General features: G+C 51.0%; 17 protein-coding genes. 14 read left to right on the top strand and 3 right to left on the bottom strand.

Going from position 1 to position 17,130, the window contains the following annotated elements:
* The first annotated feature begins 28 nt into the window (after nt 1-28).
* From AAB391_00775 to murG, 10 genes are all read left to right on the top strand, one after another.
* Nucleotides 29-1,774, top strand: coding sequence for an ABC transporter ATP-binding protein (locus AAB391_00775; protein MEK7644845.1), 1,746 nt, complete (start codon nt 29-31; stop codon nt 1,772-1,774).
* Between the two features lie 28 nt (nt 1,775-1,802).
* Nucleotides 1,803-3,224, top strand: coding sequence for an aspartate--tRNA ligase (gene aspS / locus AAB391_00770; GenBank protein ID MEK7644844.1), 1,422 nt, complete (start codon nt 1,803-1,805; stop codon nt 3,222-3,224).
* Between the two features lie 24 nt (nt 3,225-3,248).
* On the top strand, nt 3,249-4,271 hold the full coding sequence (locus tag AAB391_00765; protein ID MEK7644843.1) for a DNA cytosine methyltransferase: 1,023 nt from the start codon (nt 3,249-3,251) through the stop codon (nt 4,269-4,271).
* On the top strand, nt 4,255-5,316 hold the full coding sequence (locus tag AAB391_00760) for a HaeII family restriction endonuclease (protein MEK7644842.1): 1,062 nt from the start codon (nt 4,255-4,257) through the stop codon (nt 5,314-5,316). The genes AAB391_00765 and AAB391_00760 overlap by 17 nt, the downstream gene beginning before the upstream one ends.
* Entirely contained in the window at nt 5,279-6,079 is an 801-nt protein-coding gene (locus tag AAB391_00755) for a ScpA family protein (GenBank protein ID MEK7644841.1), read from the top strand. Before AAB391_00760 ends, AAB391_00755 begins: the two co-directional genes overlap by 38 nt.
* A gap of 42 nt (nt 6,080-6,121) precedes the next feature.
* Nucleotides 6,122-6,691, top strand: a complete 570-nt coding sequence (locus AAB391_00750) for an SMC-Scp complex subunit ScpB (GenBank protein MEK7644840.1) — start codon at nt 6,122-6,124, stop codon at nt 6,689-6,691.
* A gap of 25 nt (nt 6,692-6,716) precedes the next feature.
* The gene (locus tag AAB391_00745; protein ID MEK7644839.1) at nt 6,717-7,682 is read left to right on the top strand and encodes a hypothetical protein; all 966 of its coding nucleotides are present in this window, start codon (nt 6,717-6,719) and stop codon (nt 7,680-7,682) included.
* Nucleotides 7,683-7,791: 109 nt separating this feature from the next.
* Entirely contained in the window at nt 7,792-8,250 is a 459-nt protein-coding gene (locus tag AAB391_00740; protein MEK7644838.1) for a hypothetical protein, read from the top strand.
* A gap of 170 nt (nt 8,251-8,420) precedes the next feature.
* A complete protein-coding gene (locus AAB391_00735; GenBank protein ID MEK7644837.1) occupies nt 8,421-9,515 on the top strand; it encodes a putative peptidoglycan glycosyltransferase FtsW in 1,095 nt (364 codons plus the stop codon).
* A gap of 52 nt (nt 9,516-9,567) precedes the next feature.
* Complete coding sequence (murG, locus tag AAB391_00730) at nt 9,568-10,695, top strand: undecaprenyldiphospho-muramoylpentapeptide beta-N-acetylglucosaminyltransferase (GenBank protein MEK7644836.1); 1,128 nt, start codon at nt 9,568-9,570, stop codon at nt 10,693-10,695.
* 91 nt (nt 10,696-10,786) lie between these two features.
* On the opposite strand, the gene AAB391_00725 is transcribed toward murG, so the two are convergent.
* Nucleotides 10,787-11,491 carry a hypothetical protein gene (locus tag AAB391_00725; protein ID MEK7644835.1) on the bottom strand — a complete coding sequence of 235 codons (705 nt, stop codon included), beginning with the start codon at nt 11,489-11,491 and terminating at the stop codon, nt 10,787-10,789.
* A gap of 170 nt (nt 11,492-11,661) precedes the next feature.
* Here AAB391_00725 and AAB391_00720 point away from each other — a divergent pair, with 170 nt between their 5' ends.
* From AAB391_00720 to AAB391_00710, 3 genes are read left to right on the top strand one after another with little or no spacing between them, the layout of a single operon-like run.
* A complete protein-coding gene (locus AAB391_00720) occupies nt 11,662-13,101 on the top strand; it encodes a glutamate--tRNA ligase family protein (protein ID MEK7644834.1) in 1,440 nt (479 codons plus the stop codon).
* Complete coding sequence (locus AAB391_00715) at nt 13,073-14,404, top strand: peptidoglycan DD-metalloendopeptidase family protein (protein ID MEK7644833.1); 1,332 nt, start codon at nt 13,073-13,075, stop codon at nt 14,402-14,404. Before AAB391_00720 ends, AAB391_00715 begins: the two co-directional genes overlap by 29 nt.
* Nucleotides 14,405-14,425: 21 nt before the next feature.
* Nucleotides 14,426-14,701: a hypothetical protein gene (locus tag AAB391_00710; GenBank protein MEK7644832.1), complete on the top strand. Its 276-nt coding sequence runs from the start codon at nt 14,426-14,428 to the stop codon at nt 14,699-14,701.
* 81 nt (nt 14,702-14,782) lie between these two features.
* On the opposite strand, the gene AAB391_00705 is transcribed toward AAB391_00710, so the two are convergent.
* Complete coding sequence (locus AAB391_00705) at nt 14,783-15,232, bottom strand: hypothetical protein (GenBank protein MEK7644831.1); 450 nt, start codon at nt 15,230-15,232, stop codon at nt 14,783-14,785.
* Nucleotides 15,233-15,399: 167 nt separating this feature from the next.
* Between AAB391_00705 and AAB391_00700 the strand changes: the two genes are divergently transcribed.
* Complete coding sequence (locus AAB391_00700; GenBank protein ID MEK7644830.1) at nt 15,400-16,020, top strand: hypothetical protein; 621 nt, start codon at nt 15,400-15,402, stop codon at nt 16,018-16,020.
* Between the two features lie 435 nt (nt 16,021-16,455).
* Here AAB391_00700 and AAB391_00695 read toward each other — a convergent pair whose 3' ends face one another.
* Complete coding sequence (locus tag AAB391_00695) at nt 16,456-16,965, bottom strand: hypothetical protein (protein ID MEK7644829.1); 510 nt, start codon at nt 16,963-16,965, stop codon at nt 16,456-16,458.
* Nucleotides 16,966-17,130 lie beyond the last annotated feature (165 nt).

Genomic DNA, 17,130 nt, shown 5'->3' with positions numbered 1-17,130 from the left:
TATGTTGACACTCTGTTACACTGGCTAGATGTTCAAAAAATTATTGATGTTGCTGCGGCCGTTTTGGAGCACCTTCGGGGTGCTCATTGTTCTTGTCTTCGCGAGAAAAGCCTTCGAGCTCGTCCAGCCATATTATTGGGGCAAGCTTGTCGACGCTTTCTATCACCCGATAGCGAGCGACATTTGGCGCCTCGTGACCATCATCGGTTTCATGATGTTGGGCGACCTGATCATTGACTTCATCCACACCAACGTGGAGAACCAGAAATTCATCTTCCGCATCAACAAGACCATCGACATGAATACGGTGAAAAAGGCATCGTCGCTCTCCCTTGGTCAGATCACCGGCCAAAACTCTGGCTTCCGACAAAAGGTGGCGACCCAGGGAGCCAATGCATCCGCTCAGATGGCCCAAATATCCATGTACGATATTCTGCCAGGCATCGCGACGATCGTTTTTGCCTTCGGTTTTCTCTTCGTCAGCAATCATCTCCTGGGTGCGATCGTGGGTGTCACCGTACTCATCTCATTGTCAATCTCCATACCGGCAAACATCAAAATGGCTCGGACCATCCGTGAATATCGCAAGATCGACGACGTGGTCGGCCAGCAGTATTCGGAAGTGTTGCGATCATTACCTCTCGTGATGCTCTCCGGACAAGAGACCGAAACCATTTCGCGATTGGCCACGGAATACCACAAAGCCACGGCCTTCGGCGAAAAAATGTGGTTGAAATATCACATGACCATCGGACTATTCAGAGACGTGAGTAGCCGGGTAGGCAACCTTGCCGTCATCGCCACTGGTGCATACCTCGTACTGCAGGGATCGCTCACGGCGGGTGCCCTCATGGCCACCATCGCTTGGGCTCGTATGGTGTTTAATCAATCCGACCAATTGGCCCGCCTCTCCCGTCGACTCATCGTGGTGTCGGTAGATGCGCTCCGCTACTTCGAAATCATCGACCTAAAGCCAAGTATCGTTTCGCCTGAGAATGGCATCATGTTCAATCCACTGAAGGGTGCGGTGACCTTCAGAAACGTCTCCTTTGCGTATCCGGAAGCAAAGACCGAGGTGGATGCACTCCACAATGTGTCTTTTTCGATCGCGCCAGGCGAAGTGGCGGCCATCGTTGGACATTCGGGAGCGGGGAAGTCCACTATCGTGAACCTGCTGTTGCGCGGTTTTGACCCAGTCTCCGGCGAGATCGATATCGACGGCGTCGACTTGAAACAAGTGGATTTGGGTTCGTTCCGTTCCTCGATCGGATACGTCGAACAACAGGTGCGCCTCTGGGATGACACGCTTCGATACAACCTGCTCTTCGGGATCAAGGATCAGAGCAAGGTCACTGAAGCGCGGCTCAAAGAGATCGCCGAGCTGTCGAAGATCAGCTCATTCTTCGACCGTCTCCCCGAAGGCTTCGATACCAAGATCGGCGAAAACGGCGTGAAGCTCTCCGGTGGCGAGCGGCAGCGTGTGGCCATCGCCCGGGCATTGCTCAAAGATCCGAGCCTGCTCATCCTGGACGAAGCGACCAACAGCCTCGACACCATCAACGACGCCCACATCCAGCAGGCAATGCGCGACGCCATGAAAGGGCGCACCGGCATCATTATTGCACACCGCCTTTCTACCATCCGCCATGCGGACAAGATCATCGTAATGGAGAAGGGTCGAGTCGCCGGCATGGGCACTCATGCAGAGCTCATTGTCTCTTGTCCTGAATACAAAAATCTCGTGGAGAAGGAGGGGCAGGTGATCGTGGCGTAAAAGAGCGGTTTCTGCTATGATTTCGCCTATGGAACGAACGTATATCCGCGACCTCGCGGGCAAAAAAGGGCAGGAAGTGAGCATCTCCGGCTGGGTGGACATCCGCCGCGACCAGGGCAAGCTCATTTTCTTTGATTTTCGCGATGTCACCGGCAAAGTGCAAGGCGTCATTCTCCCCGGCGCCAAAGACGCACATGCAGTCGGCAGCGCCCTTCGACCTGAATGGGTGGTGGAGGTCACCGGCAAAGTGAACCCGCGTCCGGAGAAAAATGTGCAAAAGGACAAGCAGAACGGGGATATTGAACTGGAGATTCTTGGTATCAAGGTCCTCAACCAGGCCAACACGCCACCCATCGACGTGCGCGGCGACGGTCACGAGATCGGCGAAGAGGCACGCCTCACGCACCGCTACCTCGACCTGCGTCGTCCGCGCCTGCAGACCAACATCCGCGTTCGCCACGAGGTGAACCTGTTCATCCGTAACTATCTTTCGAAGCAGGGCTTCACCGAGATCGAAACTCCGCTCCTCACCAAGTCGACCCCAGAGGGTTCTCGCGACTACCTCGTGCCATCTCGTCTCGACAAGGGCAAGTTTTATGCGCTTCCGCAGTCGCCCCAGCAGTACAAACAGCTCCTAATGGTGGCCGGCTTTGAGAAATATTTCCAGCTCGCTCGCTGCATGCGCGACGAAGATACCCGCGGCGACCGCCAGCCGGAATTCACCCAGCTCGACATGGAGATGAGCTTTGTGGTCCGTGAAGATGTCATGGCGCTCAACGAGGCCCTGCTCATCGAGCTCGTGAAGACCGTCACTCCGCACAAGAAGATTCAACAAGTGCCATTTCCACGCATGTCATACAAGGAAGCGATGGAAAAGTACGGCAACGACAAGCCGGATATTCGCACCGACAAGAACGATCCAAACCTCCTCGCATTTTGCTGGGTGATTGATTTTCCATTCTTCGAAAAGACCGACGAGAAGACTGCCGACGGCAAGCATGGTTGGACTTTCACCCACAATCCGTTCTCTGCACCAAAGCCGGAGCATTTCGAGTGGTTGATGAAGAAGGAAAATATCGGCGATATTTTGACCACGCAGTATGACGTCGCCCTCAACGGCTTCGAGATCGGCGGCGGTAGCATCCGCAACCACATGCCAGAGGCACTGAAGGCCGTACTCCAGATCATGGGCCACAGCGACGAGAACATTCAGAAGAATTTCGGCCACATGCTCGATGCGTTTGGTTTTGGTGCGCCACCACATGGCGGTATTGCGTGGGGTCTCGACCGCCTGCTCGCTATTTTGCAGAACGAGCCAAACATCCGCGAAGTCATCGCCTTTGCCAAGACCGGTGAGGGTCGCGACCTCATGATGCAGGCGCCTTCGGAAGTTTCTCCTGAGCAGATTCGCGAGTTGGGGTTGGAGATCAAGAAGGAGAAGAAGGGGTAGGAAAAATCTGATATAATTGTCTTAATGAAAAAGACCCAGAAATACAAATTCATAGATTTGTTTGCCGGCATTGGCGGTATCAGACTCGCTTTTGAACGAAATGGTTGTGAGTGTGTATTTTCTTCAGAATGGGATACTGCTAGTCAGAAAACATACGAGGCAAATTTTGGTGAAAAACCCTTTGGGGATATTACCAAAATTAAGGCTTCGGATATACCAGCCCATGATATTTTGACTGGAGGGTTTCCTTGTCAGGCCTTTAGTATTATCGGGGATAGAAAGGGTTTTTCTGATACGAGAGGGACACTATTCTTTGACATAGAGAGAATACTCAGAGAGAAGACCCCTCGTGCTTTTTTGCTTGAGAACGTGAAGCAACTCGTTGGCCATGACGAAGGGAAGACATTCGAAGTTATCTTACAAAAACTACGGAACCTAGGATATTTTGTGCACTACAAAGTTTTGAACGGACTTAATTTTGGAGTACCTCAAAAGAGAGAACGTATCATGATTGTTGGCTTCAAGGAAAATTATCCTTTTAATTTCCCAGTGAAAAGTGATAAACCTAATAAAACCCTCGAGGATGTGCTTGAGGACGATAGGGATGTCGACAAGAAACACTTTGTCTCTGAGCATGTAAAAAATAAATTGGCAAAAAAAGTGACTTTGGAGAAACAGTTTTTTCCATCAATTTGGCATGAAAATAAGGGTGGTAATATTGGCGTTAATTCTTTTTCATGCGCACTAAGGGCAAATGCTTCGTATAACTATCTGTTAGTTAATGGAAAGCGACGGCTAACACCTAGGGAAATGTTAAGGCTCCAAGGCTTCCCGGATAGCTTTAAAATTACGGTTCCGGATACCCAACTTCGGAAGCAAGCTGGGAATAGCGTTGTCGTCCCACAAATTCAGGCTGTCGCCAAGGCGATGGTCGAAGCTATGAGTAAAAAACCATCACCAACCACCGCCACCGAAATAACCTCGATTGAAAGAAATGTTTCATTAAAGGTTAATCATGTGAGAAAAAATCATGTTACAGAACACTAAAAAATCAAGGGCTGCTCTCGACTCCTTGATCAAAAAATCTCGAGTTCATCTTTACAAGCCTATTCAAATTGCTGAAATACTTTTTTACAGCAGAACAAAAGAATCTATCGACCTCAAGGATCTTGAGTCTTATAGAAATGTGTCCAAGAAATGGCGAGACATTGTGTCTGTAAGGTTAGTTGGCCGAAAGAGTACCTCTAGTCAAAAATATCAGGATAACATTTTTGAGGCGAATGCAATGCCACCAGAGGCGCTCTATGTTTTAGAAATAACAAATCGAAATTCCAAAGGTCTTGTTGAGGCCTACATATACAAATCTTTAGAAAAAAGATTAGATTCTGTTCGGGAAGTCGAAAAATACATTAAGAATACAGCCCCAGATAACTTTTCTCTTAAGTATTTGATATCTCTCTTTATCGAAAATCCGGGCTTAAGAAGAAGTGTGGATAAGATGTACGAAATAACGGTGTACGCCCTTTTCTCCAGCATTATCCGAGTATTAGGACTGCAAATTAGTCTCGAGATACAAAATAAGGACACAAAGATTCTCGCTGACTTTGAAGATTTTATAAAAACCGTTATCGGTTCAAACGCTCAAAAAAGTAAAATAGTCTTGCCTGCGGCACTATTTAGGGTCGGTGTAACGAATGCTGCCGACCGCGGTCTGGATATGTGGTCAAACTTTGGGCCAGCAATACAAGTTAAGCACCTAACTTTGAACCCTGATTTGGTAGAAGAAATTGCTGATAGTATTACCGCTGACAAAATTGTCGTGGTCTGTATATCTTCTGAGAAACAACTGATAGAGGCCTTACTTAAGCAAGTCGGTTGGGGCAGTAGAATACAGGGTATTGTAACCCTAGAAGATCTCGATAGGTGGTATAAACTATGTCTTGAACACGAGAAATATGAAATGTCGAAAAACATCTTGAAGGACTTACAGAGAGAATTCGAGGCGGAATTTCCTTCAAGTTCTGAACTGGCTCCTTTTTTGAAAGAGCGCGGTTATGACAAGATCACGTTTCCAAACGAGTGGAAAGTGTAACTTGGCTCTAGTGGATACTTTTTGTATTAAAACCCAATTCTTCGAAGGCCCGCTCGACCTGTTGTTGAGCCTGATTGAGAAGCGCAAACTGCTCGTGAACGATATTTCGCTCGCGCAAGTGACCGACGACTATATTGCGTACCTACAAGCCCGCGGAACGGGCACGAGTGGTGCTGGCGAAGCTTTCCCCATGGCCGAAAGTGCGAACTTCATCCTCATCGCGTCGACGCTGCTGCTCATTAAATCCAAATCGTTGCTGCCGACCTTGTCGCTCACTGAAGAAGAAAAAGGTAGTATCGAAGACCTCGAAGCGCGTCTGAAGACGTATCAAAAGATCAAAGAGCTCTCGCTGCATGTGAAAGAACGCTTCGGCGCCACACCAATCTTTGCCAAGACCGAATCGAAGACGGTTTTACCAGTATTTTCGCCTGAGCCGGAGATCACGCCTGCTGGTGTCTTGGCCGCGATTAAAGAAGTGATCCGCAACCTGCCGAAAAAAGAATTCATCCCGAAGGCGGTGGTGCGCAAAGTGATGAGCCTCGAGGAGATGATCGTCAACCTCACCGCACGCATCCAGTCGAGCATCAAAATGAGCTTCGAAGATTTTGCCGGGGTGGGGAAGCAGGAGCGGGTGCATGTCATCGTGAGCTTCCTCGCCATGCTCGAGCTAGTGAAGCAGGGCATCGTCGATGTCACGCAAGATGCGCATTTTCAAGATATCACCATCGAGACGCAGGCGGTCGGCGTTCCGAGGTATAATTAGCGAACAAAACGCCGCACGCAACAACTGCTACATTTCACCCACATGAACCTTCCTTTATCCGCACAACTCGAAGCGCTCCTTTTTTGGAAAGGCGAACCCGTCACGCACAAGCGTATTGCGGAGATTTTGAAGACGACGAATCCGGGTCTCACCGCTGAGGCTCTGAATCTGGCGGTTACTGAGCTCGAAACAGTACTCGCTAGTCGTGGTGGCGGCCTCGTGTTGGTCCAAAAAGACGACGAACTCATGCTCGGCACTGCACCGGCATCCGCACCCCTCATCGAACAGCTCACTCGTGAAGAGCTCACACGCGACCTCGGCAAGGCGGGCCTCGAAACCCTCTCGATCGTCCTGTACAAAGGTCCAATCAGCCGCCGCGAGATCGACAGCATCCGTGGGGTCAATTCGACCTTCATCCTTCGCAATCTACTCATTCGCGGTCTCGTAGAAAAGGTCAACTCGCCCGAAGACCAGCGCGCCTTTTTGTACAAGCCGACGATGCAGCTCATCACTTTTATGGGCCTCACCAAGCCGGAAGAACTTCCCGAATACGAATCGATGCGGCAGAGCGCTGTGGTCGCGCCTATTGCGGAAGAGGCGGCGGCAGAGTAGGATAAATTGACGCGTTTAAACACACATGATCCGCACCGGAAAAATCGAGTCTTTTGCCTTCGGCACGCTCCTGGTAGCCGGCAGCTTGCTTTCGGTACATGCATTTTTCCCGACTTTTTCGCCGGAGACATCGCTCGCTTCACTCGTGGCGATATTTCAACCAAAAAAACCGGTTGAACCCGTCATTGCAAAAATCCCTTTCCAGGTGCCGCTCGTCATGGAAGCTAAGGCGGCCTACGTTATCGACACGGTCACTGGTGAAATACTATACTCACAAAACGCCACCACCAGTCTGCCACTCGCTTCGGTGACCAAACTCATGACCGCTCTCACGGCATATGAACAGCTGCCGCCTTCGACTGTGGCGGCTATTCGCCTGAGTGACATTGCGCAGGAAGGGGATAGTGGTCTGCTCGCGAACGAACATTGGCGACTGAAAGATCTCCTAGATTTCACCTTGCTCGTGTCTTCGAACGACGGTGCCAGTGCTCTCGCTTCGGCCAGCATGGCCTTCAGCACCAGCTCGCAGGATGCAGAGGTGCAAAAAAGCGAGTTCGTGACACTCATGAATCAAAAGGCACAGCGACTCAGTCTTACCCACACCTATTTCACCAATGAAAGCGGGCTCGACATCAGCTCCACCACGGCCGGTGCATACGGCTCGGCCAAAGACGTGAGTGCACTTTTTGCGTACATTTTGCACAATCATCCGGAAATGATCGAGGCCACACAGTATGAAAAAGTGAATTTTATTTCCATCGATGACTTCCGCCATCCAGCCAAAAATACCAACGAGGCCGTAAATGCTATCCCAGGACTCATCGGGTCAAAGACAGGGCTCACCGATCTCGCCGGCGGCAACCTCGTGGTGGGTATGGATATCGGTTTTGGTCATCCAGTTGTGATCGCGGTGCTCGGTTCATCCGAAAAGGGTCGCTTTAGCGACGTCGAGGCGCTCGCCAGCTCGACCTTGGCGTATTTTCGGCAGTAACACTGCCCAATAGTCCTGTTCCAGTCTAGCGAGATACTTTATCAAAAATTAGCGAATTCTCTATCTTTTCTTAGCAATTTCTCTATCACTGTCCTGCTATGCTAGTTGCGTGCATGCCGAAGAAGAAAAATTTGAACGGCTGAAGGAACGTGTCAGACTTGCGTATCAAAATATCGGCAGGGTATTTTGTCCATTTCTACAGAAAGTTATTGTTTTCAATCATGTCGGATTCAACCACTTCTTTTTTAAGGGAAATAATCGCCGTCGGCCGATCAGTGACTCGCATCAGAGACTTTCGATATTTCGATTTGTGTCCAGAATACTCAACGACTCACATACAATTCAGGACATGCGAGTCCTCAATCGGTTTGAAAACATGAAATCAGGCTCTCGCCGGGAGTTGCAGCTTTCTTCCGTGCGCTATTTTGAGTTCGTGGCACTGATGGATGGCTACCGAGTTAAAATAGTTCTAAAGCAGATCAAGGATGGACCGGTTTGCTTCCTAAGCGTCATACCAGCATGGAAAAGATCTTTTGATAGCGACGATGATCCTTTGGCGTTTACTTAAAACAAAAAGCACCGCGGCCGCGGTGCTTTTTGTTCCTCCTTGGTTACAGCTTAGTGGCCGTGACAGGGCATGCCCTCCAAGTTCATCTATTATATTACTTCAGCAACGCGTAGTCAAACGGCTTGGAATCGGTGTCGGCGACGAGACTCGTAATGTGATATTATATCGGCATGAGAAGCGGGAAGATTGACAAGCTGTTTTTGTGGACTTCGATCCTTTTGGTTGCGGTCGGCATCACGATCTTTATCTCTGCCTCACTCGGCCTTTTGAGCCGCTCCGGCAGCCTGTATTCAGCCGTCGTTTTCAATCATCTTTTCTTCGGGCTTGGCCTCGGCAGCGTGGCCTTTATTGCAACTTCGCGCATCCACTATCGCAAGTGGCGCACGTACTCGTTTCACATTTTTGCGGCGACCCTACTACTCACTCTGCTCGTCTTCGTCCCTGGTATCGGCTTCAAACACGGCGGAGCGAGTCGTTGGATTGACCTCGGCTTCACTTCGCTGCAGCCGTCCGAGCTCTTGAAAATGGGTTACCTCTTCTATCTTGCCGCCTGGCTTTCGGGCGCCAAAGAGAAAGTGGCGACGGTGAAGAAGGGGTTGCTGCCGTTTGTGATCATCACGAGCATTGTCGGCGCCATCATGCTCCTCCAGCCAGACACGGCCACTTTCGGCGTGATGGTGTTCGCCGGTCTGGCGATGTATATCGTGGCAGGAGGGAAATTCAAACATTTGGCAGCCTTGGGGATCGGTGGCGCCATTATCCTCGCCTTGCTCGTGGCGCAGCGGCCATACCTCATGCAACGCGTACAGACCTTCATGAATCCGTCGACCGACGCCACTGGATCGGGCTATCAGATCCAGCAGTCGCTCATCGCCATCGGCTCAGGTCAACTCACCGGTCGCGGCTTCGGCCAGAGTATTCAAAAGTTCAATTTTTTGCCAGAACCGATCGGCGACTCGATTTTTGCTGTAGCTAGCGAAGAATTCGGGTTTGTGGGCAGTGTGACACTCCTTTTAATCATTTGTTTTTTCGCCTTGCAAGTCTTCAAGATCGCCACTCGCGCACCCGACCCCTTCGGTGGACTGTTGGCGGTAGGTATTGGTATACTGATGGTGTCGCAGTCGTTCCTGAATATCGCCTCGATGCTCGGCGTGTTTCCTTTATCCGGACTACCGCTCGTGTTTGTGAGTCACGGCGGCACGGCGCTCTTCTGCTCGCTCGCCGAGCTGGGCATCCTCTGCAATATTTCGAAATATCGGACATAGCGAACAGCGCGAAGCATAATCAAAAGACTGCATAGCCAATCTATAATCCATCATGAAAATCGTTTTTACCGGCGGGGGATCAGGCGGACATTTCTATCCGATTATTGCCGTGGCTGAAGAGGTGATCTCGCTGAGCAAGGAGCGCAAGCTGCTCGACCCTGAGCTCATCTACATGGCCGACAAGCCGTACAACGAGAACCTGCTTTTTTCAAAGGGGATTCGCTTTGTCGCGACTCCGGCGGGCAAAGTACGTCGCTATTTTTCGCTGCTCAATATCACCGATGCCGTTAAAACTGCGTGGGGTGTCTGCCTCACGCTAGTGAAGCTGTTTCAGATTTACCCCGACGTCGTCTTTGGCAAGGGCGGGTACGTGAGCTTTCCGACGTTGTTCGCGGCGCGGCTGTTGCGGATTCCGGTGATCATTCACGAGTCGGATAGTCGCCCAGGACGTGTCAACGCCTGGGCGGGGAAGTTCGCAAAGCGCATCGCTTTGTCGTACCCACAATCCGCGGAATTTTTCCCGGCAGACAAGACCGCCTACACCGGCAACCCGATTCGACAAGAAATCCGTGAGCCCCTCACCAACGGCGCCTACGAATATTTTGGCTTCCAAAAAGCCGTGCCGACCATCCTCATTTTGGGCGGTTCACAGGGTGCGACAACAATCAACGAAAACCTAATGGACATTCTCCCTGACCTTGTCGAAAAATATCAGATCATTCACCAGACCGGCAAGGCGAACCTCGAAGCAGTGCAACGTACTGCCGAAGTTGTCCTCGGCGACAGCAAGCACAAAGATCGCTACAAAGCCCTCGACTATTTGAACGACCTCAACATGCGCATGTCGGCTGGCATCGCGAACCTCGTGATTTCCCGCGCCGGCTCCACTATTTTTGAAATTGCGGCTTGGGGGATTCCAAGTATTATCATCCCAATCAACGAAACCGTCTCACACGACCAGGTCCACAACGCCTTCAACTATGCTCATGCCGGTGGCTGCATCGTGATCGAAGAGGGGAATCTGTCTCCACATGTGCTCCAGACGGAGATTGACCGACTTTTTGATACGCCGGAACTGCTGCCAACCATGTCCGCTGCCGCAAAAAAATTCAGCCGTCTCGACTCCGCGCGCCTCATTGCCGAAGAGGTAGTCGGTATTGCATTGCAGCACGAGAGATAGTCTTTCACCGAACGCCGCACGTACCGTTTTTTGCAAGAAAAAACCACCACCCTGGAATTGGACCAGGGTGGTGGCGTAAACGAAAACTGACTTAGCTTCTGATGTTGGCTTCCGGATTGATGAATTGGATGGAGCCGACCTTTCGGCTCGCTGGATCAGAAGCATCGTAGCTGAACATGAGCCCCTGACCAGGTCCCAGAGCAAACTCCGTCGCTGCGTAGCAGAGGTCGCCGGCCTCGATGGGGTATGACGGCAAATGAGCCGCTGGACACAGTTTGAAACCCACAAAGATCATCTCGCTCACCCAGTCGAGGGCCAAGCTGCTCAGGACGTGGCCATGGCGCGAACAGATGATGATCTGCTGATGTTGATCCGGAGAGACATGCTTCCGAATCTCCCTCAGTGCGAGCCTGCTCTGGGAGAGCAGCGCCCGGTATCCCGGTTGACCAGCGTAGGTCGAAAGCGGCAAATTCGGATACTGCGTGATCAATCCCGCGATTTCCTTGTTGCGCGGCAGGGAAGTGTCAGAAATCGACAGCTCCCTCAAAGTCTGAACGTCTGGCCCCGAACGGCCCCGAAAAGCTTCTTTCAAGAAATACGCAGTGGTCCATGAGTCTGCTTCGTAGGCCGCAGTGCGGAAACAGTCGGGCTGAAAACCTTTCACCCCCAATGTTTCGGCAAGGGATTCAACCTGCAGCTCGCCGAGCGGAGTGAGACTCTTCGAGACTTTGTCGAACTCCACAGACCGCACCAGCAGGACTTTCGTCTTCATCATTCCGTTATCTCCGGGTTCCATACATGACCTTTCACAATGCGCGAACGTGGGATCGCGCGGGCTTTGGTTGACCGACATTGAGGCTATTCAATTGGAAACGATCCAACTACAGCAGCCTGTATTATATCACCTTATGGGGGAATAGTCAATACTCTAGAACCGGCCATTTTGCACTATAATATAAGGACTTTATGAATGCTCTTGTGCCCAAAAACCCGACCGCGCCAAGCCAGAACATCGTCACTCGCTTCGCCCCATCGCCGACCGGCCTCTTCCATGTGGGCAGCTATCGCACCGCACTCTTCAGCTATCTGTACGCGCGACAGCATGGAGGTAAATTCATCCTACGAATCGAGGACACTGACAAGCTCCGTTCGAAGCCGGAATACGAAGCCAACATCATCGACAGCCTCGCTTGGATGGGGCTCGAATACGACGAGAAGTATCGCCAATCCGAACAAGCGCCGACACATCGCAAATATCTCGAGCAGATGATTGCGGAAGGGAAGGCGTACGTGTCCCGCGAGCCGGCCAAGGACAAGGAGGGCAACCCCGTGCTCGACCCGGCGAGCGGGCAGCAAAAAATAAATGACCTCATCCGTTTCAAAAATCCGGGCACCAAAGTAGCGTTCACCGATCTCATTCGTGGCACTATCGAAATGGAGACGGCCGATCTAAAGGATTTTGTCATTGCGAAAAATCTTGACACACCGCTCTTCCATTTAGCGGTAGTCGTCGACGACTTCACCGAAGGCGTCACTCATATCATCCGCGGTGAAGACCACATCTCCAACACGCCGCGCCAGATCCTCATACAGCGGGCCATCGGCGCACCGGAGCCGATCTACGCACACCTCCCATTAGTCCTCGGCGAGGACCGATCAAAGCTATCGAAGCGCAAAGGCGCGCTCGCCGTTACCGAATATCGCGACCAAGGTTTTCTTCCCGAGGCTCTCATCAACGGCATGGCACTGCTTGGATGGAACCCTGGCACTGATCAGGAGATCCTCTCGAAAGACGACCTCCTCAAACTCTTCGACCTATCCAAAATCCAAAAAGGCGGCGCCATCTTTGACCAGAAAAAGCTCCGTTGGATCAACAAGGAATATTTGAAACAGCAGCCGATCGCCAAGATCGAATCGGCCATCGCCACAAGCGTGCACGCGATGCTCGGCGGCACAGACTCAGCAAACGCCGCGGACAATTCAGCACTCATCAAAAAGCTCGCACCGGTTGTACTTGAACGCATCGACACTGTTGGCGATATTAAAACGCTTTTTGCCGCTGGAGAATTTGTCTATTTTTTCAGTAAACCAACCTTCACGGACGAATCAACAAAACAGCTGCTCTGGAAAGATGAGCCTAGCAAAGAAAAAACCGTCGAGCGACTTGCTCATGCGAAAGAGCTCTTGAAAGCCCTTGCTACTAGTGATTTTGCCGACCAAGAAAAAGTGAGGCAAGCTGTCTGGAAATATGCGGAAGAGCAGGGAAGGGGCTGCGTACTTTGGCCGATGCGCTTTGCTCTTTCCGGCGTTGCAAAATCCCCCGACCCATTCACCCTCGCCTCTTTGCTAGGAAAAGACGAAACACTCGCTCGCCTCAATGATGCGATCACTCTACTCAGCGCGTAAATTAGGCGTCGATGTTGGTATTGCCGGACTTGGGATTGCCTGCATGCTCGCTTTCGGCTATTTTTTCGCATCAAAAAACAACATACCGATTGTATCGGCTGCCTCGGTTGAAGAATTGCAATCAAAAATCGATGAGCGCAACCAGAGTATCAAACAGCTCGAGGCCGAGATTGCTCAATACAAAACCCAGCTCGATACGGTAGGCAAGCAGAAGACGACCCTACAGAACACGATCAAAGGACTCGACCTCACTCAGAAAAAACTTGCTGCGGATATTCTGTTGACCGGCAAAAAGATTGAAGCGACAAATCTCGTCATCGAGCAACTCGACAAAGATATTGCACAAAAGGAAAAGCAGATCGGTGTTAGTACGGATGTTGTCCACGAAAGTATCGTGACGCTAAATGAAAAAGAACAGATCAGCTTACTCGAGACCCTACTGAGCTCGCCAAAGACTTCCGCAGTATGGGACGAGGCGGAGCGTATTGTTGAGCTTCGCAACGGCATTCGGATTCATTTGAATGATCTCAAGGAGTTGCGCACTGCGCTCCAAGACAAGCGCACTGAAAACGCCGCCCAACAGAAACGCCTACTTGCTTTGAAACGCGACCTTTCTGACCAAAAAGTGATTATAGAAGCCAATCGCAAAGACAAAGCGAACCTACTCACGGCGACCAAAAATCAAGAGGCGACCTACGCCAAGATCCTCGCGCAGAAAGAAGCGCTGCAGAAAGCCTTCGCTGACGAACTCATCGCGTTTGAAGCGCAACTCAAATTTGCCATTGATCTCAGTAAACTGCCCACGGTCGGCAAAGGCGTCCTCGGTTGGCCGATGGAAACGGTCTTCGTGACACAATATTTCGGCCAAACCGAATTTTCTAAAACAGCCGCTGGGGCAGTGTACAACGGCAACGGCCACAACGGCATCGACTTGCGCGGCGCCGTCGGCACACCAGTGAAAGCTGCAGAAAGTGGCGTCGTGGTGGGTGCTGGCGACACCGATCTCGTCTGCAAAGGCGCTTCCTATGGCAAATGGATCCTCATTCGTCACGACAACGGCCTCTCCACTATCTACGGACACAACTCCGTGATTCGCGTGGCGGCAAATCAGCGTGTTGCAAAAGGGGAGACCATTTCGCTGTCGGGCGCTACCGGCTACGCCTTTGGCGCGCATTTGCATTTTTCGGTACTCGCCAGCGACGGTGTTCAGGTCGTCCAACGCAAAAGCAAGGTCTGTGCCGGCACCTACACCATGCCCGTGGCCGACCTGCGCGCGTATTTGAATCCGTTGCTTTATTTATAAGGAGTTTGTTACAATATCGGTATGAAAGGCTCGAATCGCGGTTTTCTCAAAATGATCATCTTGGTTATCATTGCCATTTTAATCCTCAGCTACTTTGGCTTCAATTTGAAAGATATTGCGGAGTCTGACACCTCAAAGTCCAATTTCTCATACATCTGGAACTTCCTGAGCTACGTCTGGAATACGTTTTTGGTGACGCCTGCAAGCTTTGTTTGGAATGTCATTGTCGTCGGAATCTTTTGGGACAAGCTAGTACTGCCGATGATTGCGCTACTAGAGACTGTCGCGAGGAACTAGCTAAGCAAAGAAAAAGGGCAGAGGTTCTCTCTGCCCTTTAGTTTTGGCCCTACGCGATTGGCGAGGGGATTGGGGTCTTAATCAATGCTTCGGCGCAAGTCCGAACAATGCGATCGAGGCGGCACCGAGGATCAAGCCACCGATTTCGTAGGCACTGATCGAGCCGAGCTTGTCGGCCCGATACAGGCGCACAAAGTCGTAGATGAGCGTGATCGAGACCCCGACGACTTCAATAGTCAAGAGGACGTATGCGGTGACCGGAGCCTTCGGGACTGCGTTGAAGCGGAGGATGTTCTCCATCCAGAAGAAAGCGCCCGCGAGGACCGCAAAAACGACGACCATCTTGCCGATATGCAGAGGCTCCTGGCGCATGTAGGCCAGGCCCCCTGAACCAGCCGCCCAGACCAGGCCGAGGATGCCGACAAAAATATAGGACGGCATACCGGAGGCGCCCGTGCGGGCGAGAATCATACCAACACCCATGAGGAGGCCGGCGACAAGTGACAGCGGAAACCAGTGCATTGTTTGCATAGATGTGCGTGTTTTTCTGCGTGGGAAGGAACTGTTGAGGTGTATTGAGCGAACACTACTATTTCATATTTATACAGATATGTCAAGTGACAGGACTACCGTTTTTAACTATCATCTGTAAGGTCCTTTGAAACGTCCTCAAACCGCTGGAAACGAAAGGCTTTTGCTTGAAACCCAATATTACACCCGCAAATCTCGCCTTGGTCGGCATCGGATTCGTCCTCCTGCTGACCGGCTTGCTTCGGATTGTGCCGCTCACCATTGACCGCCGCTTTTGGATCCAAAACGGCCCCCTCATGCTGATGCTCGCAATCATTTTCGCACTCGTCGGCTGCTTCGGCGAGAAAAAAGATTTCGTCCAGTGGGGAAGTCGGTCGCTGATCTTCTGGAGCAGCTTCATGCCGCTGCTAGTCCTCCTGTTTGTCGTGATGGCCGGCGGGGGAGTCATCACTACCCTCTTCGGGAAAGAAATTCAAGGGTTCCTTGAAAGGCATCATGTCCTGACCCCATTGATTGGCTCGCTCATCGCGCCGACCACCAACTCTGTCTCCGCCATCGTGGAAAAGGCTTGGGAGATTGTGTCGTTGCGGCCGATGCTCGTGTTCTTTCTGCAAGCCTCCGCAATGATGAGCATTCCACTGTTCAATATGCGAGCCCTAGGCTACGTGAACAGCGAAGTGTCCGCGAAGATGTATCTCAGCGGCCTAGTCCTATCCAGCATGGCATTTGTCTTCAACCGGCAGATCTACTGGCTGGTCGACCTGATGTATCAGCGCTGGTGGAAGTGATCCATGCACAGTGCAGAAAAATCCGCGCTCGATTTTCTCAGGCTTAAATGCCAGGGAAGTATCGAGCGCTTTTTTATTTGATTTCATGGATCATGAAGTCGCCACACAGCCGCTCCTCGGCCCCTCCAGGGCCTATGTCGGAAAAGATATATTGTGCGACATAGTCTATATCGGTCCCCCTCTAGAACAGCCTCAAAAAACTTTAGAATTTCTTTATTGAAAATTAGTGCTTTCTTGAACCTTTCTTAGCAGTTTCTCTATCGCCTCTTTTCTATACTTGTACTGTTATCAGCTAACTGTCCACAAATATGACTTAGAGCATTTTGTCCAATTTTACACACATCGATCGAATCTTTTGCTTTCCAAAACAAAACCACCTCAACGGGTGGTTTTGTGGAGGTTCGAGAGTAAGGAGTTGCCTACCCTACCAGCCCCTTAGATCTTCTTGGCAGCAAGGAGACCTGGGGTCGGCTTCTTCCAACACTTCGACGAAGCATTCCATGGTTCGGAGCCGTACTTCTCGTACAGGTGACGAGCGTATTCCATGTTGCCGTTCAAAGAGGTAATGTCGAGATCAAGCTTCTTCGCGCTGTCGCCGTGATAGTACTCATTGATCTGCATCACACCGAGGTCGTCGGAGGTGATGGTACCACGGAGAAGATTACCACTCTTGTCGGTATGGCGGAACTGCGACTCGCAACGTGCGACCTCGATCAGAACCGGAATATCGGAAAAATAGGCTCGCACCTTGAGCTCTGTATCAGACTGCTTAGCAGACTGAGGAATTTCGAGTTGCATAGCGCTCACTAGAGTGATCTCCTTTGCCAGACCGCTGGTCGTAGAGGTATTTTGCTGAGCGAGTGCGAAGCTAGAACTAGAAATATTCGCACCCTGGATAGAGGCCGCGGTGAGGAGGGATACGATGATTGTGGAAAGTTGAAACATAGTTTTGAGGGGGAAACAAAAAACCAGAAGCTTTTCTGATTCCCTATAATACTAGCACATTTGGATATACTTTGTCAAGAGCAGACAACGGATAATCGGTGCTGTCAAACCTCAAAGTATGGCTTAAAATAAGGGTTTTTTACTTGACCGCGACCAAAATTGACG

Source organism: Patescibacteria group bacterium (genome assembly GCA_038065315.1).
Lineage (GTDB): Bacteria > Patescibacteriota > Minisyncoccia > Phycocordibacterales > JBBTRF01 > JBBTRF01.
Note: the sequence above shows the minus strand (reverse complement) of the source record. Positions and strands in the feature narration are given on the sequence as shown.